The organism is Bacillus cereus group sp. MYBKT14-1 (genome assembly GCF_051915185.1).
Taxonomy (GTDB): Bacteria; Bacillota; Bacilli; order Bacillales; family Bacillaceae_G; genus Bacillus_A; species Bacillus_A cereus.
In genome coordinates this window covers 44,529-62,057 of the sequence record NZ_JBQAEF010000009.1, presented here as the reverse complement: position 1 = coordinate 62,057, position 17,529 = coordinate 44,529, and the positions used below count along the sequence as shown (strand labels likewise).

Below are 17,529 nucleotides of genomic sequence, written 5' to 3'. Positions count from 1 at the left end.
CTGAATGAATGTATGTACAAAGTGCGGAGCTCAGTTTGAAGATGGTGTGCAATTTTGTCAAAACTGCGGGTCGAAGAGGGGACGTCCTGTAGTAAAGAAGAACATGAGCGGTGGTACAAAAGTTGGCATTACACTGTTAGCACTATTTGTTATAGCGATTATTGGATTGTATTTGTACGGAGTATCGTATTATACGCAGGTGGCACAAGTAGACCGGATGATTACGATTTTACAAGAGAGGGACGGAGAGAAATTAGCTGAGATCGTTACGGCAGATGATCCATCGGTTATGATAACGAGAGAGAGTTTAACACCTCTATTTTCATATATAAAAGAAAATCCATCTTACGTAAATGAATTAAAAGGATATTTGAGACAAGGTGAAAAACAACGGGATGGAATAGAAAGAGCTGATTTTTCATTAACGAAAGACGGAAAGTATTTCTTTATATTTGATCGATATAAATTGAAAGCGAAGACGTACTATACAACTTTGCTTACAAATGAAAAAGGCGTATCGTTAAAAATGAACGGAAAAGAAATTGATAAGACAGATGACAAAAAGTTTGAGAAGCAATATGGGCCATTTCTTCCGGGAAATCAAGTGTTTCAATCAGATTATAAAAATGACTATGTAAAATTATCTCGTGAGGAAAAGGTTGTACTTATGAAACAAAGCCAAAATAACGTAACGATAGATTTAACGTTGCAAGGTCAATATATTACAGTTCAAACGAACGCGCCTGGTGCAACATTGTACGTAAATCAAAAACCGGTTACAGCGCTGGCAGGAGAAGAAATTACATGGGGGCCTGTAGCGACTGATGGAAGTGCGACGATTTATTTAGAACGAAATGGAGAAAGTGGACGGGAAACGACACAAGTAGAGACGGTAACGGCACTTTTGTCTTATAATCTTCCGTTCCAAAAGAAAAATACAGAAAAAACAGTTGTTTATAATGTTACTCCAACGCCCGCGACTGGGTATGTATATAATGGTTTCATCTTTCCTGATAGTGATATTCGAAAATTAACGAGCGCAGATTTAACATATTTATCGAAAGAGCAGTTGAAAATTGCTAGAAATGAAATATATGCAAGGCATGGACATATTTTTCAAACGAAAGATATGCAAGCGTATTTTGCAAAACAGTCTTGGTATAGAGAAAATCCTTATTTTAAAGGAAAGTTAACAGATATCGAAACTTATAATATTGAACTAATCAAATCAAGAGAATAGGCACTTGAAAAAGGTACAGTGTATATTGCTGTACCTTTTCTATCGTTATTTAGCTGGACCAGGATCCCTTGAGAAAAAGATATGAAAGAGAAATGTGACTTTACTTGATCCTCCTGATGTACTAGCTTGTATATGTGATAAAGGACCAGACGTTAGGGCAGCCTCGGAATGGGGTGGTACGACTATTTTGAGCGCATGATCTGATTCTGGTGAAGCAGTAACAGTAATTGTATCATCAGAGAAGTTTATAATTTTAACAGAACCGACTGGAAAGATGGACTTGCCAGCATGTGATGCTGAAGCGAATTGGGTAGCTTTCCAAATATCTTGCGCAAACGTATCATCGTTAGATAACCAAGCACGAGCGCTATATATTGTTGCATTAATGGAAAATTCTTGGTCAAGTGAGACGGCGGGTTTCGGTTCTTTTGGTTCTTGCGGTTCATCTGGAAGCTGGGCGAGAAGGCCGGCGCACATATATTTCACCTACTTTCAATAGTAACTGTTATAGCATATTAAACATGTTGTTTATAAGACACGACAGTTACCTATTCATACATAAGTTTGTGCACCAAATTTGAAGATAAAATTCTCTTTCTTTACAATGGAGGTAGGTGTTATTTTTATAAAATATGGAAAACGTAAAGAGTATGTAAAAAAGAAGGAGTGGTAAAGTGAACTATGTCATTATTGGCGGAGATGCAGCTGGTATGAGTGCAGCTATGCAAATTGTTAGAAACGATGAAAATGCAAATGTTGTGACGCTAGAAAAAGGTGAAATTTATTCGTACGCACAGTGTGGGTTACCGTATGTCATTAGTGGTGCTATCGCTTCAACGGAAAAGTTAATCGCGCGTAATGTAAAGACGTTTCGTGATAAATACGGAATTGATGCGAAAGTACGACATGAAGTAACGAAAGTAGATACGGAAAAGAAAATGGTATACGCAGAGCATACGAAGACGAAGGATGTCTTTGAATTTCCATATGATCGATTGTTAATTGCGACTGGAGTGCGTCCTGTTATGCCAGAATGGGAAGGACGAGAATTACAAGGCGTTCATCTTTTAAAAACAATTCCTGATGCTGAGCGCATATTAAAAACGCTAGAAACGAATAAAGTTGAAGATGTAACGATTATTGGCGGTGGCGCAATCGGACTGGAGATGGCAGAAACATTCGTCGAACTTGGTAAGAAAGTAAGAATGATTGAGCGAAATGATCATATCGGTACGATTTATGATGCAGATATGGCAGAGTACATACATAAAGAAGCAGATAAGCATCATATTGAAATTTTAACGAATGAAAATGTAAAAGCGTTTAAAGGGAATGAACGAGTAGAAGCAATTGAAACGGATAAAGGTACGTATAAAGCAGATCTTGTTTTAGTGTCGGTAGGAGTGAAGCCAAATACTGATTTTCTTGAAGGGACAAATATACGTAAGAATCATAAAGGGGCAATTGAAGTAAATGCATATATGCAAACGAATGTGCAAGACGTATATGCAGCTGGTGATTGCGCAACACATTACCACGTTATAAAGGAAATTCATGATCATATCCCGCTCGGAACGACTGCCAATAAACAAGGCCGACTTGCTGGACTGAATATGCTGGATAAACGAAGAGCATTTAAAGGTACGTTAGGTACAGGCATTATTAAATTTATGGATTTGACGCTTGCAAGAACAGGATTAAATGAAAAAGAAGCGAAAGGGCTACACATCCCGTATAAAACAGTCAAAGTAGATTCGACTAATATGGCGGGCTATTATCCAAATGCGAAACCACTTTACTTGAAATTACTATATCGATCCGATACGAAACAATTATTGGGCGGGCAAGTAATTGGAGAAGAAGGCGTAGATAAACGGATTGATGTAATTGCAATGGCACTTTTCAATAAAATGAGTATTCACGATTTAGAAGATGTCGACTTAAGTTATGCCCCACCATATAACAGCGTTTGGGATCCAATTCAGCAAGCGGCAAGGAGAGCGGAATAGCACTTTTTAAAGTGCTATTTTTTTTACAATGAGGGAGTAAATAAAGTTTCACTTTATTTTGAATATACCGTGCCCCCTTGAAAACATATTACGTATCGCTTATATTTTCATATAGTATTTATTTTTTAAACGAAGCAATGAACGAACCAGGGGGCGCAGTATGGCAATTAACATGAAAACAATCGAAGAATGGATTGCTGAATCAAATGCAAGACATGAAGAAGACTTTGGACACGTTGTGGAAGAAATGAAAGAAGTATGTGTCGGACTTGATAACGCGACATTAATTTATACGAAAAATGTATTTTGTTTCGGTAAAAAAGTAGAAGTATTTTTCTTCTTCCAAGACCATGTCGTGATTGGACAAGAAAAAGACGAATATGTTGAGATTGAAAAATTAAAGTATGATGCCATTACAAATAGTAACTTAAAAACAAATGACAAAAATACTACGTTAGAATTAAAGTTTGCTAACGGACAATCTATCAATTTAGATAGTTTAAATGATAACTACGGTACGAAAAATTGGTTATTTGCTAGACAAATTAAGAGTATTTTTAAGTTAATCTAGTAAAAAAGCACGCTGTCCATCGGCGTGCTTCTAACAATGCAAAGCCCCTTTTAACCAATTCCGCGCCCGATATGCCCCAACTGGAACTTGAATAAGAGATGTTTCATTCCCAGCATCAATACCGTACAATTGATCACATGAATTTGTATCAAAACTTAGTAACGGATGCCCGCCCATCCCCATAGCAGTTGCAGCAAAAACGAGTTTATGAACGAGTATACCAGCTTCCATTTGGTGAATGCGGTATCCTCTATAGCCTAATGCATTTGTATAGTAATCTTTCTTTCCGACTACATGTAAGCAAAGTGGTACTTGAAAAAGGTTCACGTTATCCATCGTCATACTAGACTGAAGTGGGTAGCGAAGGTCTCCATATCGAATTGGTTGTATGGAATGTGTTTTACTGTTATAAGCGTAAGCCCCGTTTTTAATATTTTTCACGTTATAAAAACATCCATATAAGGAGACGCTTGTATTTTCATTTGTATACTTACCGTCAAGATCGTTGTAATAGGGGAAGGAGAGACTCGCTTCTTGTAGTAAAGTAGCGAGCTCGGCTGCATCCCATTTCGTTAAAGTAAAGTCAGCATCAGGGGAATACCGTTTTCTGCAAAGTTGCAAGAAATCATAAGATAAACGCTCTACTTTCGGCAGTTGTACAGCATGCTCATGATATTGATAGTGCTCTTCATGAGCTAGTGTTTGGAAGTGTGCTGTCGATTCGATCATAGAAGCTTCATTTATTTTTGTTATCATCGGATATTCATCTACATGTTTTGAGCGAACGAAATGTTCATGTGCGAGCGGCGGAATTTGTTGCAACAACTCATGAGAAGTAACTGTTTTATTTTCACGGTAATCATTGTGAAACCAATTAGTTTCTAGCTCTGTACTTAAAGGAATAACGGCATACACACTTTCTTCGCCTTCTGATAATCCGAGTAAATGGTTCAGTGCACGGTCTAGAAATTGAAAGTATACGCCGTTCGTATAACCGAACTGTTTTGCACATTCTAGTAATTGTCCAATGAGAACCCCGCTATCTAATCCTTGAAGGCGATATGAAAAGTTATTGTATTTAAAGAAGTTTTTCCAAAACATAGTGGATACGAATGCGGCACCGAAACAATCATGTATATTACAGCGATTACCGAGTGCGTCTGCTAAATAAGAATCGAAATTTCCTTCGCGAAGTAAAATAAGCCGGTGATGCGCGGCGTCATAATGGTAAATGCCGTCTGGATAATCGTCAATCTTTAAATAGATATACAATTCATTCGGATATAAAGCACCGCCTGAAGGAATGGATCTACGTAATACATTTCTCTCGCTATTTAGCTGACATAATTGTGTTACACCAAATGAATACCAAAGGTAGTGACCAATCTCATTTAGAGTAGGTGTAGTAGAAGAGTTCGATAAAGATAACGGGATTTCTAAGGAGAGCGGGATGGTAGGTACATTTCGATATAATTTATAAGGAAGCGGTGCGTCTTTCCAGTCCACCTCATGATTCGGCATAATTTCATCGATAGAGAAATGGAGATGATGTAAAAAAGTATTTAGCTGCATGAAATCCCTCCTTTACTATGGAAACGGATGTGGATGTGGATTTAATTTTTCATTTGTTAAAGGTTCGTCTGTATATCCAAGTGTCATCGGTATGGTATATACCCGGTCCAGTCCTGTAACCCGAGTAAGATGGTGTCCGAACGTCATCGGTAACATACCTGGAATAATAACTTTTACACAGTGTAGTCCGTTCTTTTCTATAAGGGGAACGGTTTGATCTACAACGATTACTTCAAGGTCAGATTGATGCAAACGATTTAAAAGTTGGTGGAGATCGGATGTTAAATCCATATCAAATGATTGTGATACATTCATTTCTTGGAACATTTGCACCGGTGCATCTTCTCGTAAAAGGAAGTGAAGACGTTCTTCCGTTTCTTTCAATCCATACAGCATACTATGGTCTTCCATTTTATTAACGAAATAAGGATCTTGTAAGCATTTTTCGTAGTATTCTCTTTTGTGCTCGAGCTCATCGTCTGTTATAAGTAACATGCCTGCTATTTCTTGAATAGCGCTTTTTAAGGCTCGAATAGGATCTAAATGAGCGCCTCCCGCACAAACAACGTTCATTCCATTTTCACGCGTATTTTTTGCAATTACCCATAAGCTAGGGATGCCGTGTTCCATCGTCGCGTTAAAAGCGTGTAATTCATATCCGGTAATCGTACGTAACCGCTGAATCATTAATTGTAATTCTGTATCATTTGCTGAACTCAGATCAAGGCGGGGAAGAGGTAATTCTGCATACCAAGTGAGTAAGAAGGCATCACGCTCTACAATTTCTAAAATGCCGTGAAAAATCGCTTCTTCTAAACTACCGCCAATTGCACATCCATTTGATGTTTCATACACGAAAGCGTCTCGATGACCGAGGCTATAATAAGCAATTGATTCAGGAACTAAAAGCGGTCTGTTTTGTGATAAAGAATATCCCCATACCCAGTTTTGCTCATAATCAGGATCAAACGGTTTAAATGGAAAATTATCACGATTGTAATGTTCATTTGTATGTACACCGAGCGAGAGGGGATTTAGTGCGTGTTCCTCTAAATCATGAAAACTACCATGCACATTTGTCTTTTTCCCGCGAGGCGACATCCCGCAATATCGTTCTAAACCTTCTAAAATAGCAGTTGCTTCACTCACTGCAAATGAATGAGTTCGGCCTGCAACACCTTCATTTCCGAACATTAATGGCATGTTTATAATGACGTCAGCGAATGGTAATAATGAATGCTGCATTTTGCCGTTCAACATACCGACCCGATAATCTAAATAGTCTCTCGTTAAAAATGTGTTTAATTCATGAATGGAACGGCAGCGATACGTTTCGGTGCTTACTTTTAAACTCGGTTGTAAAGAAATTTCCGCCGCATCCGCAGTATCATTAGGTAAATTACTACATACAGGACAGAGAGGATCTGGAAGAAAAGAATGTCGCGTACATTGTAATGTTTGTAAGTTTAGTAAAATAAGTTCATTTTCTAAAGAAGAATGGTTATTAGTTAATATTTTTTCTGTTTCTGCGCAAATAAGATGGCACATTTGTAACATTCCATTTTGGGTGGCACGTACATCACGCCTCGTTACATCATCTGCTTTAAAGGCATATTTCCGCTGTAGTTCCCACATTTCTTTTTGGTCAAAGCCAGCGATAAAACGGCGTCCATCAGAACAATGGGAACATCCGGGCGTAAGAGGATGAATGTAAGGACCGATAATACCTTCGCCAAATGAAGTAAAACCACGTAGCCATGGAATATGATTTGACCGAAAAATTAGCTCAGCGTCATGATGAATAGTAGAAGGAGATCCGTCATGTAATACGAGAGCGAGATGAATATTTTCAGGAAGTACTTCTGGAAGGGTATGCTGACGAATGATGGAATATTGTTTGCATAATTGATCATGTACATAGTCTGCAAGAAGGCCATCTCCTATAAGCAATATATTTTGAGTCATAGACCGTCCTCCTTTGCAATTAATACCCCATACACACCGTCTAAGTTTTCTTTCAAAAATGGTTCGATTGCTAAATCAAACACGAAGGGATAAAAATTATGTTCTTCTAAATGCTGTAAGGCAAGCTGTAAAGATTGCACACTTGGAATTTCTTCTTCCGCTTGTATTTCCACTCTAAAAGAATCCGTGTCATATAAAATAATAGATGATTCAGGCAAGATATTAGCTCTGTAAGGAGTCTCTTCACTTTGAATGTGGAGCAGTGATAGTTGTAGTGCGTTCCGTAAGGCTAACGTCATATTAATATTAGATGCACCGTACCATCTATCATTTATACCAACCCAAATGACTGGAAAACTGAGAATCTCTTCACTCATTGCAATTTTAGGTGTTTCATGAATTGTAGCAAGAGCATCGTAATAAAATCTACAATGTTTATCGTGAATATCAGTTAAATCAATCGTTGTAAGTTCTTCTAGCATATGTGACTGCCGTTCATACAATTTATTGTTTAAATGTTGTTGTAGTGCCCGGTAAAATCCTTCTGTCATCGTTTCTCCAGCACCGATACCGATATCGTTATGTTCAGGAATAAGGCGGTGAATGATTTCTGCTACATATGTTTCAATCCCTGTTAAACCAGCTTCTCGGCGTGCTTCATTATGAGTCAATCCACTGCAAGTCATAAGAGGCAGAAGGGGAGCTGGGCCATCTGATAGTGGAGTGGCTACTTGAATATAGCACTGTGATAACGGTAATTGATATGAATCTTGTTCATCCCATACATGGAATATACCGGCTTCTTTAGAAGTTAATGAGTCGAAAAAGCGGAATATATCAGTTGAAGTATGTTGGCCATACCGATACTCAAGTTTTTCAGAAAGATTTTCTATCGTATCAATTGTAAAACTTTCATCAGTTGCAAGAGGGTGTTTTATAAAAGGATGCCACGTTCCTTCAAGTGTTTCATAGTTTAATAAAAAGAATTGTGATTCTTTTTCACGATAAGAATCATCCGCGACATGTTTAAACAATTCAAAAACGATTACATTTGCTAACATGGCAGATGTAATTTGTGAGAAGGAATCCGATGAATTTTCATTTTGCAAAGTCGTTTCATGTAGCCGATGCCATGCGGATTCCCAGCATTCATCACGGTTTTCCATTACGACAGGTCCAGCTATACCGAGTGTTGATAAACAAATAGCTGGTATAAAATTCTTTTTCGTTTCTCTACAAATAGTGTGAACTGTTTTTAAACCGTCAATGTCTCCATTTTGAGAAACATATAAAATCCAATCAAAAGGTTCGAATACTTCATGTAAGGGACGGTCAATTGTAGTATCGATTTCTTGAAGGAGTACACTGTTATCAACTTCATATGCACGTTCTATTAGCTCATGTATTCTGTCATAGTTTGTTTCATCTCGATCTGTAACGAGGTAATGAAATATAGGTAAACCAGATTCTAATAAAGAAGAAACTAAGGAAGTGAGCATATCCCCAGAACCAAGTACAAGGACATTTGCTCCGCGGTACGTTTCGAATTTTAAAGCACCTGAATGAGAATCGGCTTCTAAAAATTCAATTTGCGAAGCATATCTGTCGAGTAATGTACTGTTTAATTCATGAGGTGCATCTTGATTTGCATCGCGAACGAAACCATTTTCATATAAAATCTCTCCAATTTCAAATACCCGATTTTGATAGGGGAGAGGGAGGCCATCGGTTATTTCTGCTAAAGAATAATTTCCGTTAAACATTGGCATTAATTTTTCAATCCAGTCATAAATTCCATCACCGTCCATGCGAAATGAACTGGCGTTATTTCGAAAATAGACACCCCCGTTTGAATCGGGGAGGAAGAAAGTATCCTTATTTACTTTAAGTTTTGCATGAATTGGAAGGTTATTCATTTTAATCCTCCTTACGTTTAGGCATACATTATTACTTTATGTCATGAAATTTGTCCCGTATGAACACAATAAAAAAAGGCTGTAGAATGATTCATTCTACAGCCTTTAATAGATTTTTAATCTATCAACCTTCTAATAATAATGACTTTGGATCTTCAAGCATATCTTTAACAGCAACAAGGAAGCTAACTGCTTCTTTACCATCAACAATACGGTGATCGTAAGATAAAGCAATGTACATCATTGGGCGGTTTTCCATACGCTCGTTATCAATTGCAACTGGGCGTACTTGGATTTTATGCATTCCTAAAATACCAACTTGAGGGCTATTTAGGATCGGTGTTGACATTAGAGAACCGAATACACCACCGTTTGTAATTGTAAATGTACCACCTTGTAGTTCTTTTAATGAAAGTTTGTTATCGCGTGCTTTTTTACCTAATTCACGAATTTCGCTTTCGATTTCAGCGAAGTTTAATTGGTTAGCATCGCGTACAACTGGAACAACTAATCCATCTGGAGCTGCTACTGCAATACCGATATCATAGAATTTTTTAATGATAAGCTCGTCACCTTGAATTTCAGCATTTAATAATGGGAATTGTTTTAATGCTGCAACAACTGCTTTTGTGAAGAATGACATGAAGCCAAGACGTACATCATGTTTTTTCTCGAAAGCATCTTTGCGTTCTTTACGTAATTCCATGATCGCACTCATATCAACTTCGTTAAATGTTGTTAACATTGCAGATGTTTGTTGAACTTCTACAAGACGTTTTGCAATTGTTTGACGGCGGCGGGACATTTTCACGCGCTCAACTGGTTTTTCGAATTCCGTTTTTGCAACTGGAGCAGGAGCTGGACTCTTTGGAGCAGCTGGTGCTTCTTTTGGTGCTGCAGCATGAGCTTGTACATCATGTGGTCTCACGCGTCCAAGTGGATCTGTACTACGTACGTCGTTTAAGTCGATTCCTAATTCACGAGCCATCTTTCTAGCAGCTGGTGATGCGATAGGACGGTTTGTATTTGGTAACCCTTGTAGTGTTGCAGTTTGCTCAGCATTTGGTGCTGCAGCTTTCGGTGCTTCAGCTGTTTCTTGTTTTGGTTGCTCAGCAGCCGGTGCAGGTGTACTTACTGCAACTGGTGCTCCATTAGCATCTAAAATTGCGATAGTTGCGCCAACTTCAACTGTATCCCCAGGTTCGCCTAGTAACTTCGATACAATACCTGAATCTTCTGCAATGATTTCTACATTGACTTTATCAGTTTCAAGCTCAACAACGCTGCCACCTTTCTCAACTTTGTCGCCTACGTTGATAAGCCATTGTGAAATAGTTCCTTCAGTAATAGATTCTGCAAGCTCAGGTACTTTAATTTCGATCATTTTAAATGTCCTCCCCTTATTTGCCTAACGGTGTGTTTTTTCTTCTTTTGTCTTCGGTAATCTCCATTTGTTAGCCTGGCCTTGGGCAGATATTCTGCCCAAGGAACAAGCTAGAAACCTTCATTGTTACTTTTTAGTTGCTGTAAACTTCAATTTCTTGTTTATCTTGACGGAAGTTATACTTCACATCTAAAGCATGTGCAACAATTAGCTCTTGCTCAGCTTTGTGAGCGAATGGATCGCCGCCAGATGGACTAGAGCGATCAGGACGTCCAATGTAGCCTGTTTTCACTTTATCTCCAGCAAGTTCGAACAGAATTGGAGCCATGTAATGCCATGCGCCCATATTACGAGGTTCTTCTTGAACCCAAATGATTTCTTCTAAATTTTTAAAGCGTTTAATAATAGATTGAACTTTCTCAGCAGGGAATGGGTACAATTGCTCAATACGAACGACATGAACTTCGTCTAAGTTGTACTCATGTTTACCCGACTCGATTTCTGCTGCTAAGTCAATCGCCATTTTACCTGTGCTTAAAACAAGACGTTTTACTTTATTTGGTTTCATGCCAAGGTTTTCTTGTTCTAAAGCAGGTTGGAAACGTCCTTCGCTTAACTGACTAGCAGTTGAAAGCGTAAGTGGGTGACGTAATAAACTCTTCGGCGTCATCAATACTAATGGTCGAACAGCTTCTGTTCCTAAGATAGATGCTTGACGACGCAGGATATGGAAGTATTGAGCCGCGCTCGTTAAGTTTGCAACTGTCCAGTTATTCTCAGCAGCTAACTGTAAGAAACGCTCTGGACGTGCACTAGAGTGCTCTGGTCCTTGACCTTCATAACCGTGTGGTAATAGAAGAACTAAGCCAGATTTTTGACCCCATTTTGCTCTTCCAGCTGAAACATATTGATCAAATAATGCTTGCGCAGTATTTGAGAAGTCACCATATTGCGCTTCCCACATAACAAGAGTTTCTGGAGCGAATACGTTATAACCATATTCGTAACCAACAACAGCAGCCTCTGATAACGGACTGTTATGAACAGAGAACGATGCATTAATGTTTGGTAAGCGATGTAACGGTGAATATGTTTCATTTGTATCAGTATCGTGTAATACGATATGACGGTGTGCGAATGTACCACGCTGTGAATCTTGACCAGTTAAACGAATTGGCGTACCTTCTTGTAAAATAGAAGCGAATGCTAACGATTCAGCAAGTGCCCATTCAATTTTACCGTTCTCTTCAAGAGCATCTTTACGGCGCTCAAGAATTTTCTTCACTTTCGGATATACGTTAAATCCTTCTGGCCAAGATAGTAGACCTTCATTAATTGCACGAAGTGAGTCAATCTCAACACCAGTATCAATTGGTTGAATACCTTTTGCAACAACATCTGGTACTTTAACGTGAATTGTTGCGTCGCTCGTATCAGCTGGTGGTACTTGTGCATAGTCGGATTTTAATTGCTCTTGTGTAAACTGTGTAATTGTTTCAACCTCATCTGCATTTAGAACACCAGCAGCTTGTAATTGATCTGCATAAATTGCCCTTACAGTTGGATGGTTTTTAATTTTTTTGTACACTTGTGGTTGCGTAACTGCTGGATCATCCATTTCGTTATGACCGTAGCGGCGGTAACCAATTAAATCGATTAAGAAATCTTTTTTGAACAACATGCGATATTGAATCGCAAGGTTAGCAGTTGCAAGACAAGCTTCCGGATCATCAGCGTTCACGTGAACAATCGGAATATCGAAACCTTTTGCAAGGTCACTAGAATATTTCGTAGAACGAGAATCATAGCTATCAGTCGTAAAACCAACTGCATTGTTTGCGATAACATGAATCGTTCCGCCTGTTTGATACGCGTTCAATCTGCTTAAGTTGAGTGTCTCAGATACAATACCTTGACCAGGGAATGCAGCATCACCATGAACTAAAATTACGAATGATTTTGAAGTATCTTGATCTGGAAGACCAGATTTTTTACGATTCTCTTGAGCAGCACGTGCGAAACCTTCTACTACAGGATTCACGAACTCAAGATGACTCGGGTTATTTGCTAATGTCACGCGAGTGCTAACTTCTTCGTTACTAACGACTTGTTCTCTACCTAGGTGGTATTTCACATCGCCAGTCCAGCCAGAATTAGCCACTGCGCCTTCTATTTTTGCATGTTTGAACTCAGCAAACATGTGGCTATATGGTTTTTCTAATACGTGAGCAAGTACGCTTAGGCGACCGCGGTGAGCCATACCAATCATGACATCCTCAACGCCGTTTTTAGCACCTTCTAGAACAATTTCATCTAAAACAGGTACAAGCATATCAACGCCCTCGATAGAGAAACGTTTTTGCCCAACGAATGTTTTATGCAAGAATTGCTCGAAACCTTCAACAGCTGTTAAACGTTTTAAAAGAGCAGTTCGTTTTTTATTTGATAGTGGTTGACGCAATGAATTTGATTCCACCATTTGATGCAACCACGCGCGTTCTTCACTATCTTGTATATGAGAAAATTCATAAGCTAAAGATTTTGTATAAACGTCTTTTAATCTATGAATTACATCAAGTGCAGTGTGAATACCTTCTGGTGCATCTGGCCATACTGTTTTCGCTGGAATCGCTTTCAAGTCAGCATCGCTCAGTTCGCTCATTGCTTTCTCAAGAAGAGATTGTCCATTTGCAGCATCTTCCATCGGGTTGATGTGAGCCAACGTGTGCCCGAAAGAACGAATCTGCTCAACTAGTTGAACGACTTTAAGAATTTTTTCAATGTTACCTGTGTTTTGAGGAGAAAAATGTGTTGCTGTGTTGTCCCCTGTTACGACATCATCTTGAAACGAAGGAGCTCCAAAAATTTCAAAAAGCTCTTGTAATTCCGGATCAACAGAACCTGCTCCAGTTACGTAAAGATCATACTGTTCAATAACATAACCAAGGTTCGGACCGTGGAACTTGGCCCAAGGGTTTGTCGTTGTATTCTTCCTCGTCATTTGTTTAAACCTCCCAATGCATATAATCCTTTTCCATACAAAGGTGCATTTTGCTCTTTTTCAATAAGTAATGAATCAATAATCAATGTAAATGTTTTCTTTACTCTTATGTTATTACAATAATTTACATAATACCAAACACTATTACTTATCTGTTTTGTAAAAAAACATTCACAATAACTTATCACCCAAGTTAATCTTTCATGTTATAAAGTAATTTTACAGAAAAATGGGGTGGATATATTTGGTATGCCTATACTAATAGCTATAATTGTTGCATTTAAATATAGGTATAATAGTTAGAATGTTTCGATAAAATCAGTTTGAATTATGTATATTGAAATAATAAGCGCTTTCATAGATATTATACAACAATATAACGGAATATAGTATAAAAAATAAAAAATTATGAATTTATCGTAAACTTTATTTAGATAGTGTTAAATATTGAAAGGAAAGTGAAGGATTTCTACAAAAAAAGTTGCTAAACATAAAAAATGCTTCATAAACAGTTAGTTTCTATAAATATGACGAAAAACACCGTAAAACAAATAACGTATTTCGTGAAATAAAGAAATAAATGAAATGTTTTAAAAGGGTAAAACAAATATGGAGATATTAAATTTTTAAAAAAGAAGTGAGGAGATATAGTAACAGTTATTTACAGTGTTCCGTGTTTCGCTTCAAAATAGACGTGCTGAAATTGAAAAAAGTTTCTTCTATATAAATAGCGTGAATAATAATCAAAATATATGTAAAGGGAACTTGACGTAAAGTTTCCTTTACATATATACTCGGTATATGGAAGGAGGGAGAAATTTCCTTGGAAAATAAAATGGTCGAATACCGAAAAAAATTTGGACTATCTCAAGAAAAGTTGGCTGAGAAACTTGGAGTTTCCAGACAAACCATTATCTCAATTGAAAAAGGGAAATACGATCCATCACTTCCGCTAGCATTTGAAATAGCGAAAACATTTCAGACAACAATAGAACATGTATTTATTTATGAAGGAAAAGAAGAGGGGGAATAAGAATGAACTATTCACAAAAGTACTTTGTAATTATGGGGATTATTTTTCTATTTATGAGTGGATTTATGATATTAACAGGTATAATGACGCATTCTGCACCGCCAAGTCCTACTTATACGTTACTTGCAATGATGATTATGTGTTTCTGCCTTAGTTACTTGCACCCACAATTTAAAGAAAAAGATGAGCGAATGAAACTTATTCGTTATAAAGGAATGTTTGTAACCTTTTTTGCGTTAACAGCATATTATCTTCTTTTCTCTATCGGCTTAAACTTAAAAATACTTACACTATCTGCTACTGAATTATTGAATATACTTATGGCACTTACGATGAGTACCGTCTTTATCTCATTTGTTGTTTTGGCAAAAAGATATTAAGATGGAAGAGAGAAAGGAAGATTAACATATGCAAATGATGTATGCTTTTGGCATTGGGCTTGTATTATTTTTAGCTGTATTCTTATTTATTCGTAAAGACGTTCAAGGCGGGACGTTAACGAAACGAGGATTTTATAAATTAATCGCCTGTTTAGTTGTTATGCTTATAGCGATTATTGTAATGATCGTTTTAATAAGTCAGTCACTATAGAGTGTAAAAACGGAACCTTACTTCGGTAAGGTTTTTCTTTATTGTTTAACCTAAAAATTACCACTAAATCCATTTACTATAAATGGATTATATTATATAATCCAATGAAATGATAGATAAGGAGTGTAGTATATGAATAAAAAAACTATCTTCTATTTATTAACTTGTCTACTACTTGTAGCTAGTACTACTTATATAATATGTAACAAAAGAGAACAAGTGCCACCTATATTAGTATGGGACAAACAAGAATACTATGTTACGAATGAACCAGCCAAAGTAGAAGAAGTTGGGCAAAAACTTGGCGAAGTAACAAAGAAAATTAAAACAAGTAGAAAACCTACTAAAAATAGAGAATCTAATACATTACAAGAGAAAACAGAAGTATTTACAATGATTGAGGAAGAAAAAAGTGATTACCCGCCTTTAATCATAAAGGAAGCTTATAGTGATGAATATAGGGTAGTGAGGCCGATGTCGAAGCAGGTATTGTGATGAAAAGGGGATTCATATGCAGACAGTAACTTCGTATCCGTGGTCGTTAAGAAAAATATTTGTCTTTTTCCTTTGCTTCATCCTTCCGCCAATCGGTGCAATTTATATTTTGATGAATAGAGAAGCACTACAAAAGAGGGACTTCATTTTATATGTATTATTTGCTGCTATTAATATATCGCTTTGGTTATCGCTTATAATCTTTGATCGGACTATGTGGATGGTAGCAGGGCATTATATAATTGGAGCAGTTGTTATTGTTTTTTCGAATATGAATAAGAGATAAGCCAGCAACCTTAAAGTTGCTGGTTTTTATTTTGCTATTTATAATGAAGAAACAAATTTTTAATAGAGAGTAGTGGGCGTTATGAGATGGAAAGCAGGAACGTTTGAAAAAATAGAAACGAATGACTCATCTATTGAGAAACTCATACATACATTTAAGGAACAAAACGTAAATGGCGGAGCGGTTATAAGCTGTTTTAAAGTACATAACGAAAATTTTTTCAAAGAAATACCATATTGGAAAGATGGACACGAGCACTTCTTTAGAAGAATCTTTAACTCTTTAGATATAATCAATAGCTTAGAAGAGTTAAAAATACATACGTCAGAAAAATATAAGTTGCATTTTAAAGAGCGATGGGCAGTCATGCTTGATGGTAGCATTGCCGCTCAAATTTTGTCGGGCGGAGCATATGAAGGATTTAAGGAACCACCAGTTATCGCAAAACAATTAGCAGTGAATGTATGTCAATATATGTTCCAAGATCGCTATGAAGATATTAAAGTGTTCGAAAGCTATTGCCCTTGGACAGATTGGTTTTACGATGTTGCATGGGATGCTACTTGGATGGTGTTAGATAGTAGGGAACAGAAAATGTGGTTCATTTGTGCTACGGATACAGATTGATAGAAGAGGGCCTTGTAGGAATGCTGCAAGGCCCTTTATCTTTTGGGAATTAATAGAAAACGAATCATATAAATGCTATACTAAAAAATGTTTGTAATGTCAGTTTCATAATATTGTATGATGCTGACTTACTAGAAAAGATAAGAGGAGAATGAGCGTGCAAAAGATAAAGAAATTATTGCTATTAATGATGGTAGTAGGATTAACAGCAGGTGTTTTAGCAGGGTGTGCAAATCCGAAAGATACTACAGAAGAATTTTTAACAGCGATACAAAAAGGTGATATAGAAAAAGCTCGTACATTTGTTGAGAGTGACAAGGAATTTAATAAACTAAATGAAAAAACAGATGATGCTGAGGCAAAAGCAATGCTAAGTGCAATTACAAAGAACTTTAAATTTGAAAAGCTAGAAGAAGTATCGAAAAAGGATGACAAAGCAGAAGTGAAAGTGAAAATTACATCTGCTGATCTATCCGTTGCTGTAACAAAAGCAGTGGGAGAAGTTATGCCAATGGCCTTCGCTAGCGCATTTAGCGAAGACAAAGAACAATCTGAAAAAGCGATCGAAAAAACAATGACCTCAACTATCATCAAAAACTTAACGGATAAAGATGCAGCAATGGCAACTCGCGAAGTTACATTGAACTTAAAGAAAGACAAAGATGGCGACTATAAAATCGTTGCTGACGATAACTTGAAAGAAGTATTGTTTGCAAATGCGAAATCTTTGGAGAAGATGTTTGGTGGGAAGTAATTGAATTAGATAAAAAAGAGACACTATATCACGTAGAAGGTTGATATGGTGTCTCTTTTTTATATGACCCCGGAGAGGCTCGAAC

16 protein-coding genes are annotated in these 17,529 nt (G+C 37.2%); 10 read left to right on the top strand and 6 right to left on the bottom strand.

Annotation, left to right across the window (positions count from 1 at the left end):
* The first annotated feature begins 4 nt into the window (after window positions 1-4).
* A complete protein-coding gene (locus tag ACTFO4_RS20780; protein WP_440014460.1) occupies window positions 5-1,240 on the top strand; it encodes a TcaA 3rd/4th domain-containing protein in 1,236 nt (411 codons plus the stop codon).
* A gap of 45 nt (window positions 1,241-1,285) precedes the next feature.
* Here ACTFO4_RS20780 and ACTFO4_RS20775 read toward each other — a convergent pair whose 3' ends face one another.
* Window positions 1,286-1,717 (bottom strand): hypothetical protein, encoded by a 432-nt coding sequence (locus ACTFO4_RS20775; protein ID WP_000332407.1) that lies wholly within the window; start codon window positions 1,715-1,717, stop codon window positions 1,286-1,288.
* A gap of 197 nt (window positions 1,718-1,914) precedes the next feature.
* Between ACTFO4_RS20775 and ACTFO4_RS20770 the strand changes: the two genes are divergently transcribed.
* Together ACTFO4_RS20770 and ACTFO4_RS20765 are read left to right on the top strand one after the other, a co-directional pair.
* Window positions 1,915-3,249, top strand: coding sequence for a CoA-disulfide reductase (locus ACTFO4_RS20770; protein WP_001110222.1), 1,335 nt, complete (start codon window positions 1,915-1,917; stop codon window positions 3,247-3,249).
* A gap of 160 nt (window positions 3,250-3,409) precedes the next feature.
* Window positions 3,410-3,820 carry a DUF3908 family protein gene (locus ACTFO4_RS20765; RefSeq protein ID WP_000996782.1) on the top strand — a complete coding sequence of 137 codons (411 nt, stop codon included), beginning with the start codon at window positions 3,410-3,412 and terminating at the stop codon, window positions 3,818-3,820.
* A gap of 30 nt (window positions 3,821-3,850) precedes the next feature.
* Here ACTFO4_RS20765 and ACTFO4_RS20760 read toward each other — a convergent pair whose 3' ends face one another.
* The 5 genes from ACTFO4_RS20760 to odhA form a co-directional block, all read right to left on the bottom strand.
* The gene (locus ACTFO4_RS20760) at window positions 3,851-5,392 is read right to left on the bottom strand and encodes a SagB family peptide dehydrogenase (protein ID WP_440014461.1); all 1,542 of its coding nucleotides are present in this window, start codon (window positions 5,390-5,392) and stop codon (window positions 3,851-3,853) included.
* Window positions 5,393-5,407: 15 nt separating this feature from the next.
* Window positions 5,408-7,357 carry a TOMM precursor leader peptide-binding protein gene (locus ACTFO4_RS20755; RefSeq protein WP_416809743.1) on the bottom strand — a complete coding sequence of 650 codons (1,950 nt, stop codon included), beginning with the start codon at window positions 7,355-7,357 and terminating at the stop codon, window positions 5,408-5,410.
* Window positions 7,354-9,273, bottom strand: a complete 1,920-nt coding sequence (locus tag ACTFO4_RS20750; RefSeq protein WP_224200870.1) for a putative thiazole-containing bacteriocin maturation protein — start codon at window positions 9,271-9,273, stop codon at window positions 7,354-7,356. The genes ACTFO4_RS20755 and ACTFO4_RS20750 overlap by 4 nt, the downstream gene beginning before the upstream one ends.
* Window positions 9,274-9,397: 124 nt before the next feature.
* Window positions 9,398-10,657, bottom strand: coding sequence for a 2-oxoglutarate dehydrogenase complex dihydrolipoyllysine-residue succinyltransferase (odhB, locus tag ACTFO4_RS20745; protein WP_440014462.1), 1,260 nt, complete (start codon window positions 10,655-10,657; stop codon window positions 9,398-9,400).
* Window positions 10,658-10,790: 133 nt separating this feature from the next.
* Window positions 10,791-13,658 carry a 2-oxoglutarate dehydrogenase E1 component gene (gene odhA / locus ACTFO4_RS20740; protein WP_440014463.1) on the bottom strand — a complete coding sequence of 956 codons (2,868 nt, stop codon included), beginning with the start codon at window positions 13,656-13,658 and terminating at the stop codon, window positions 10,791-10,793.
* A gap of 823 nt (window positions 13,659-14,481) precedes the next feature.
* On the opposite strand from odhA, the gene ACTFO4_RS20735 reads away from it, so the two are divergent.
* The 7 genes from ACTFO4_RS20735 (at window position 14,482) to ACTFO4_RS20705 (ending at window position 17,444) form a co-directional block, all read left to right on the top strand.
* Window positions 14,482-14,691, top strand: a complete 210-nt coding sequence (locus ACTFO4_RS20735) for a helix-turn-helix transcriptional regulator (protein WP_000428506.1) — start codon at window positions 14,482-14,484, stop codon at window positions 14,689-14,691.
* A gap of 2 nt (window positions 14,692-14,693) precedes the next feature.
* A complete protein-coding gene (locus tag ACTFO4_RS20730; RefSeq protein WP_001109911.1) occupies window positions 14,694-15,071 on the top strand; it encodes a hypothetical protein in 378 nt (125 codons plus the stop codon).
* Window positions 15,072-15,099: 28 nt separating this feature from the next.
* Window positions 15,100-15,282 carry a DUF3976 domain-containing protein gene (locus tag ACTFO4_RS20725; RefSeq protein WP_001178291.1) on the top strand — a complete coding sequence of 61 codons (183 nt, stop codon included), beginning with the start codon at window positions 15,100-15,102 and terminating at the stop codon, window positions 15,280-15,282.
* A 132-nt stretch (window positions 15,283-15,414) separates the two neighbouring features.
* Entirely contained in the window at window positions 15,415-15,777 is a 363-nt protein-coding gene (locus ACTFO4_RS20720) for a hypothetical protein (RefSeq protein WP_061456927.1), read from the top strand.
* Window positions 15,778-15,793: 16 nt separating this feature from the next.
* A complete protein-coding gene (locus tag ACTFO4_RS20715; protein ID WP_017672813.1) occupies window positions 15,794-16,063 on the top strand; it encodes a hypothetical protein in 270 nt (89 codons plus the stop codon).
* An 81-nt stretch (window positions 16,064-16,144) separates the two neighbouring features.
* The gene (locus ACTFO4_RS20710; RefSeq protein WP_440014464.1) at window positions 16,145-16,690 is read left to right on the top strand and encodes a hypothetical protein; all 546 of its coding nucleotides are present in this window, start codon (window positions 16,145-16,147) and stop codon (window positions 16,688-16,690) included.
* 157 nt (window positions 16,691-16,847) lie between these two features.
* Window positions 16,848-17,444, top strand: a complete 597-nt coding sequence (locus tag ACTFO4_RS20705) for a hypothetical protein (protein WP_001169480.1) — start codon at window positions 16,848-16,850, stop codon at window positions 17,442-17,444.
* Window positions 17,445-17,529: the final 85 nt, after the last annotated feature.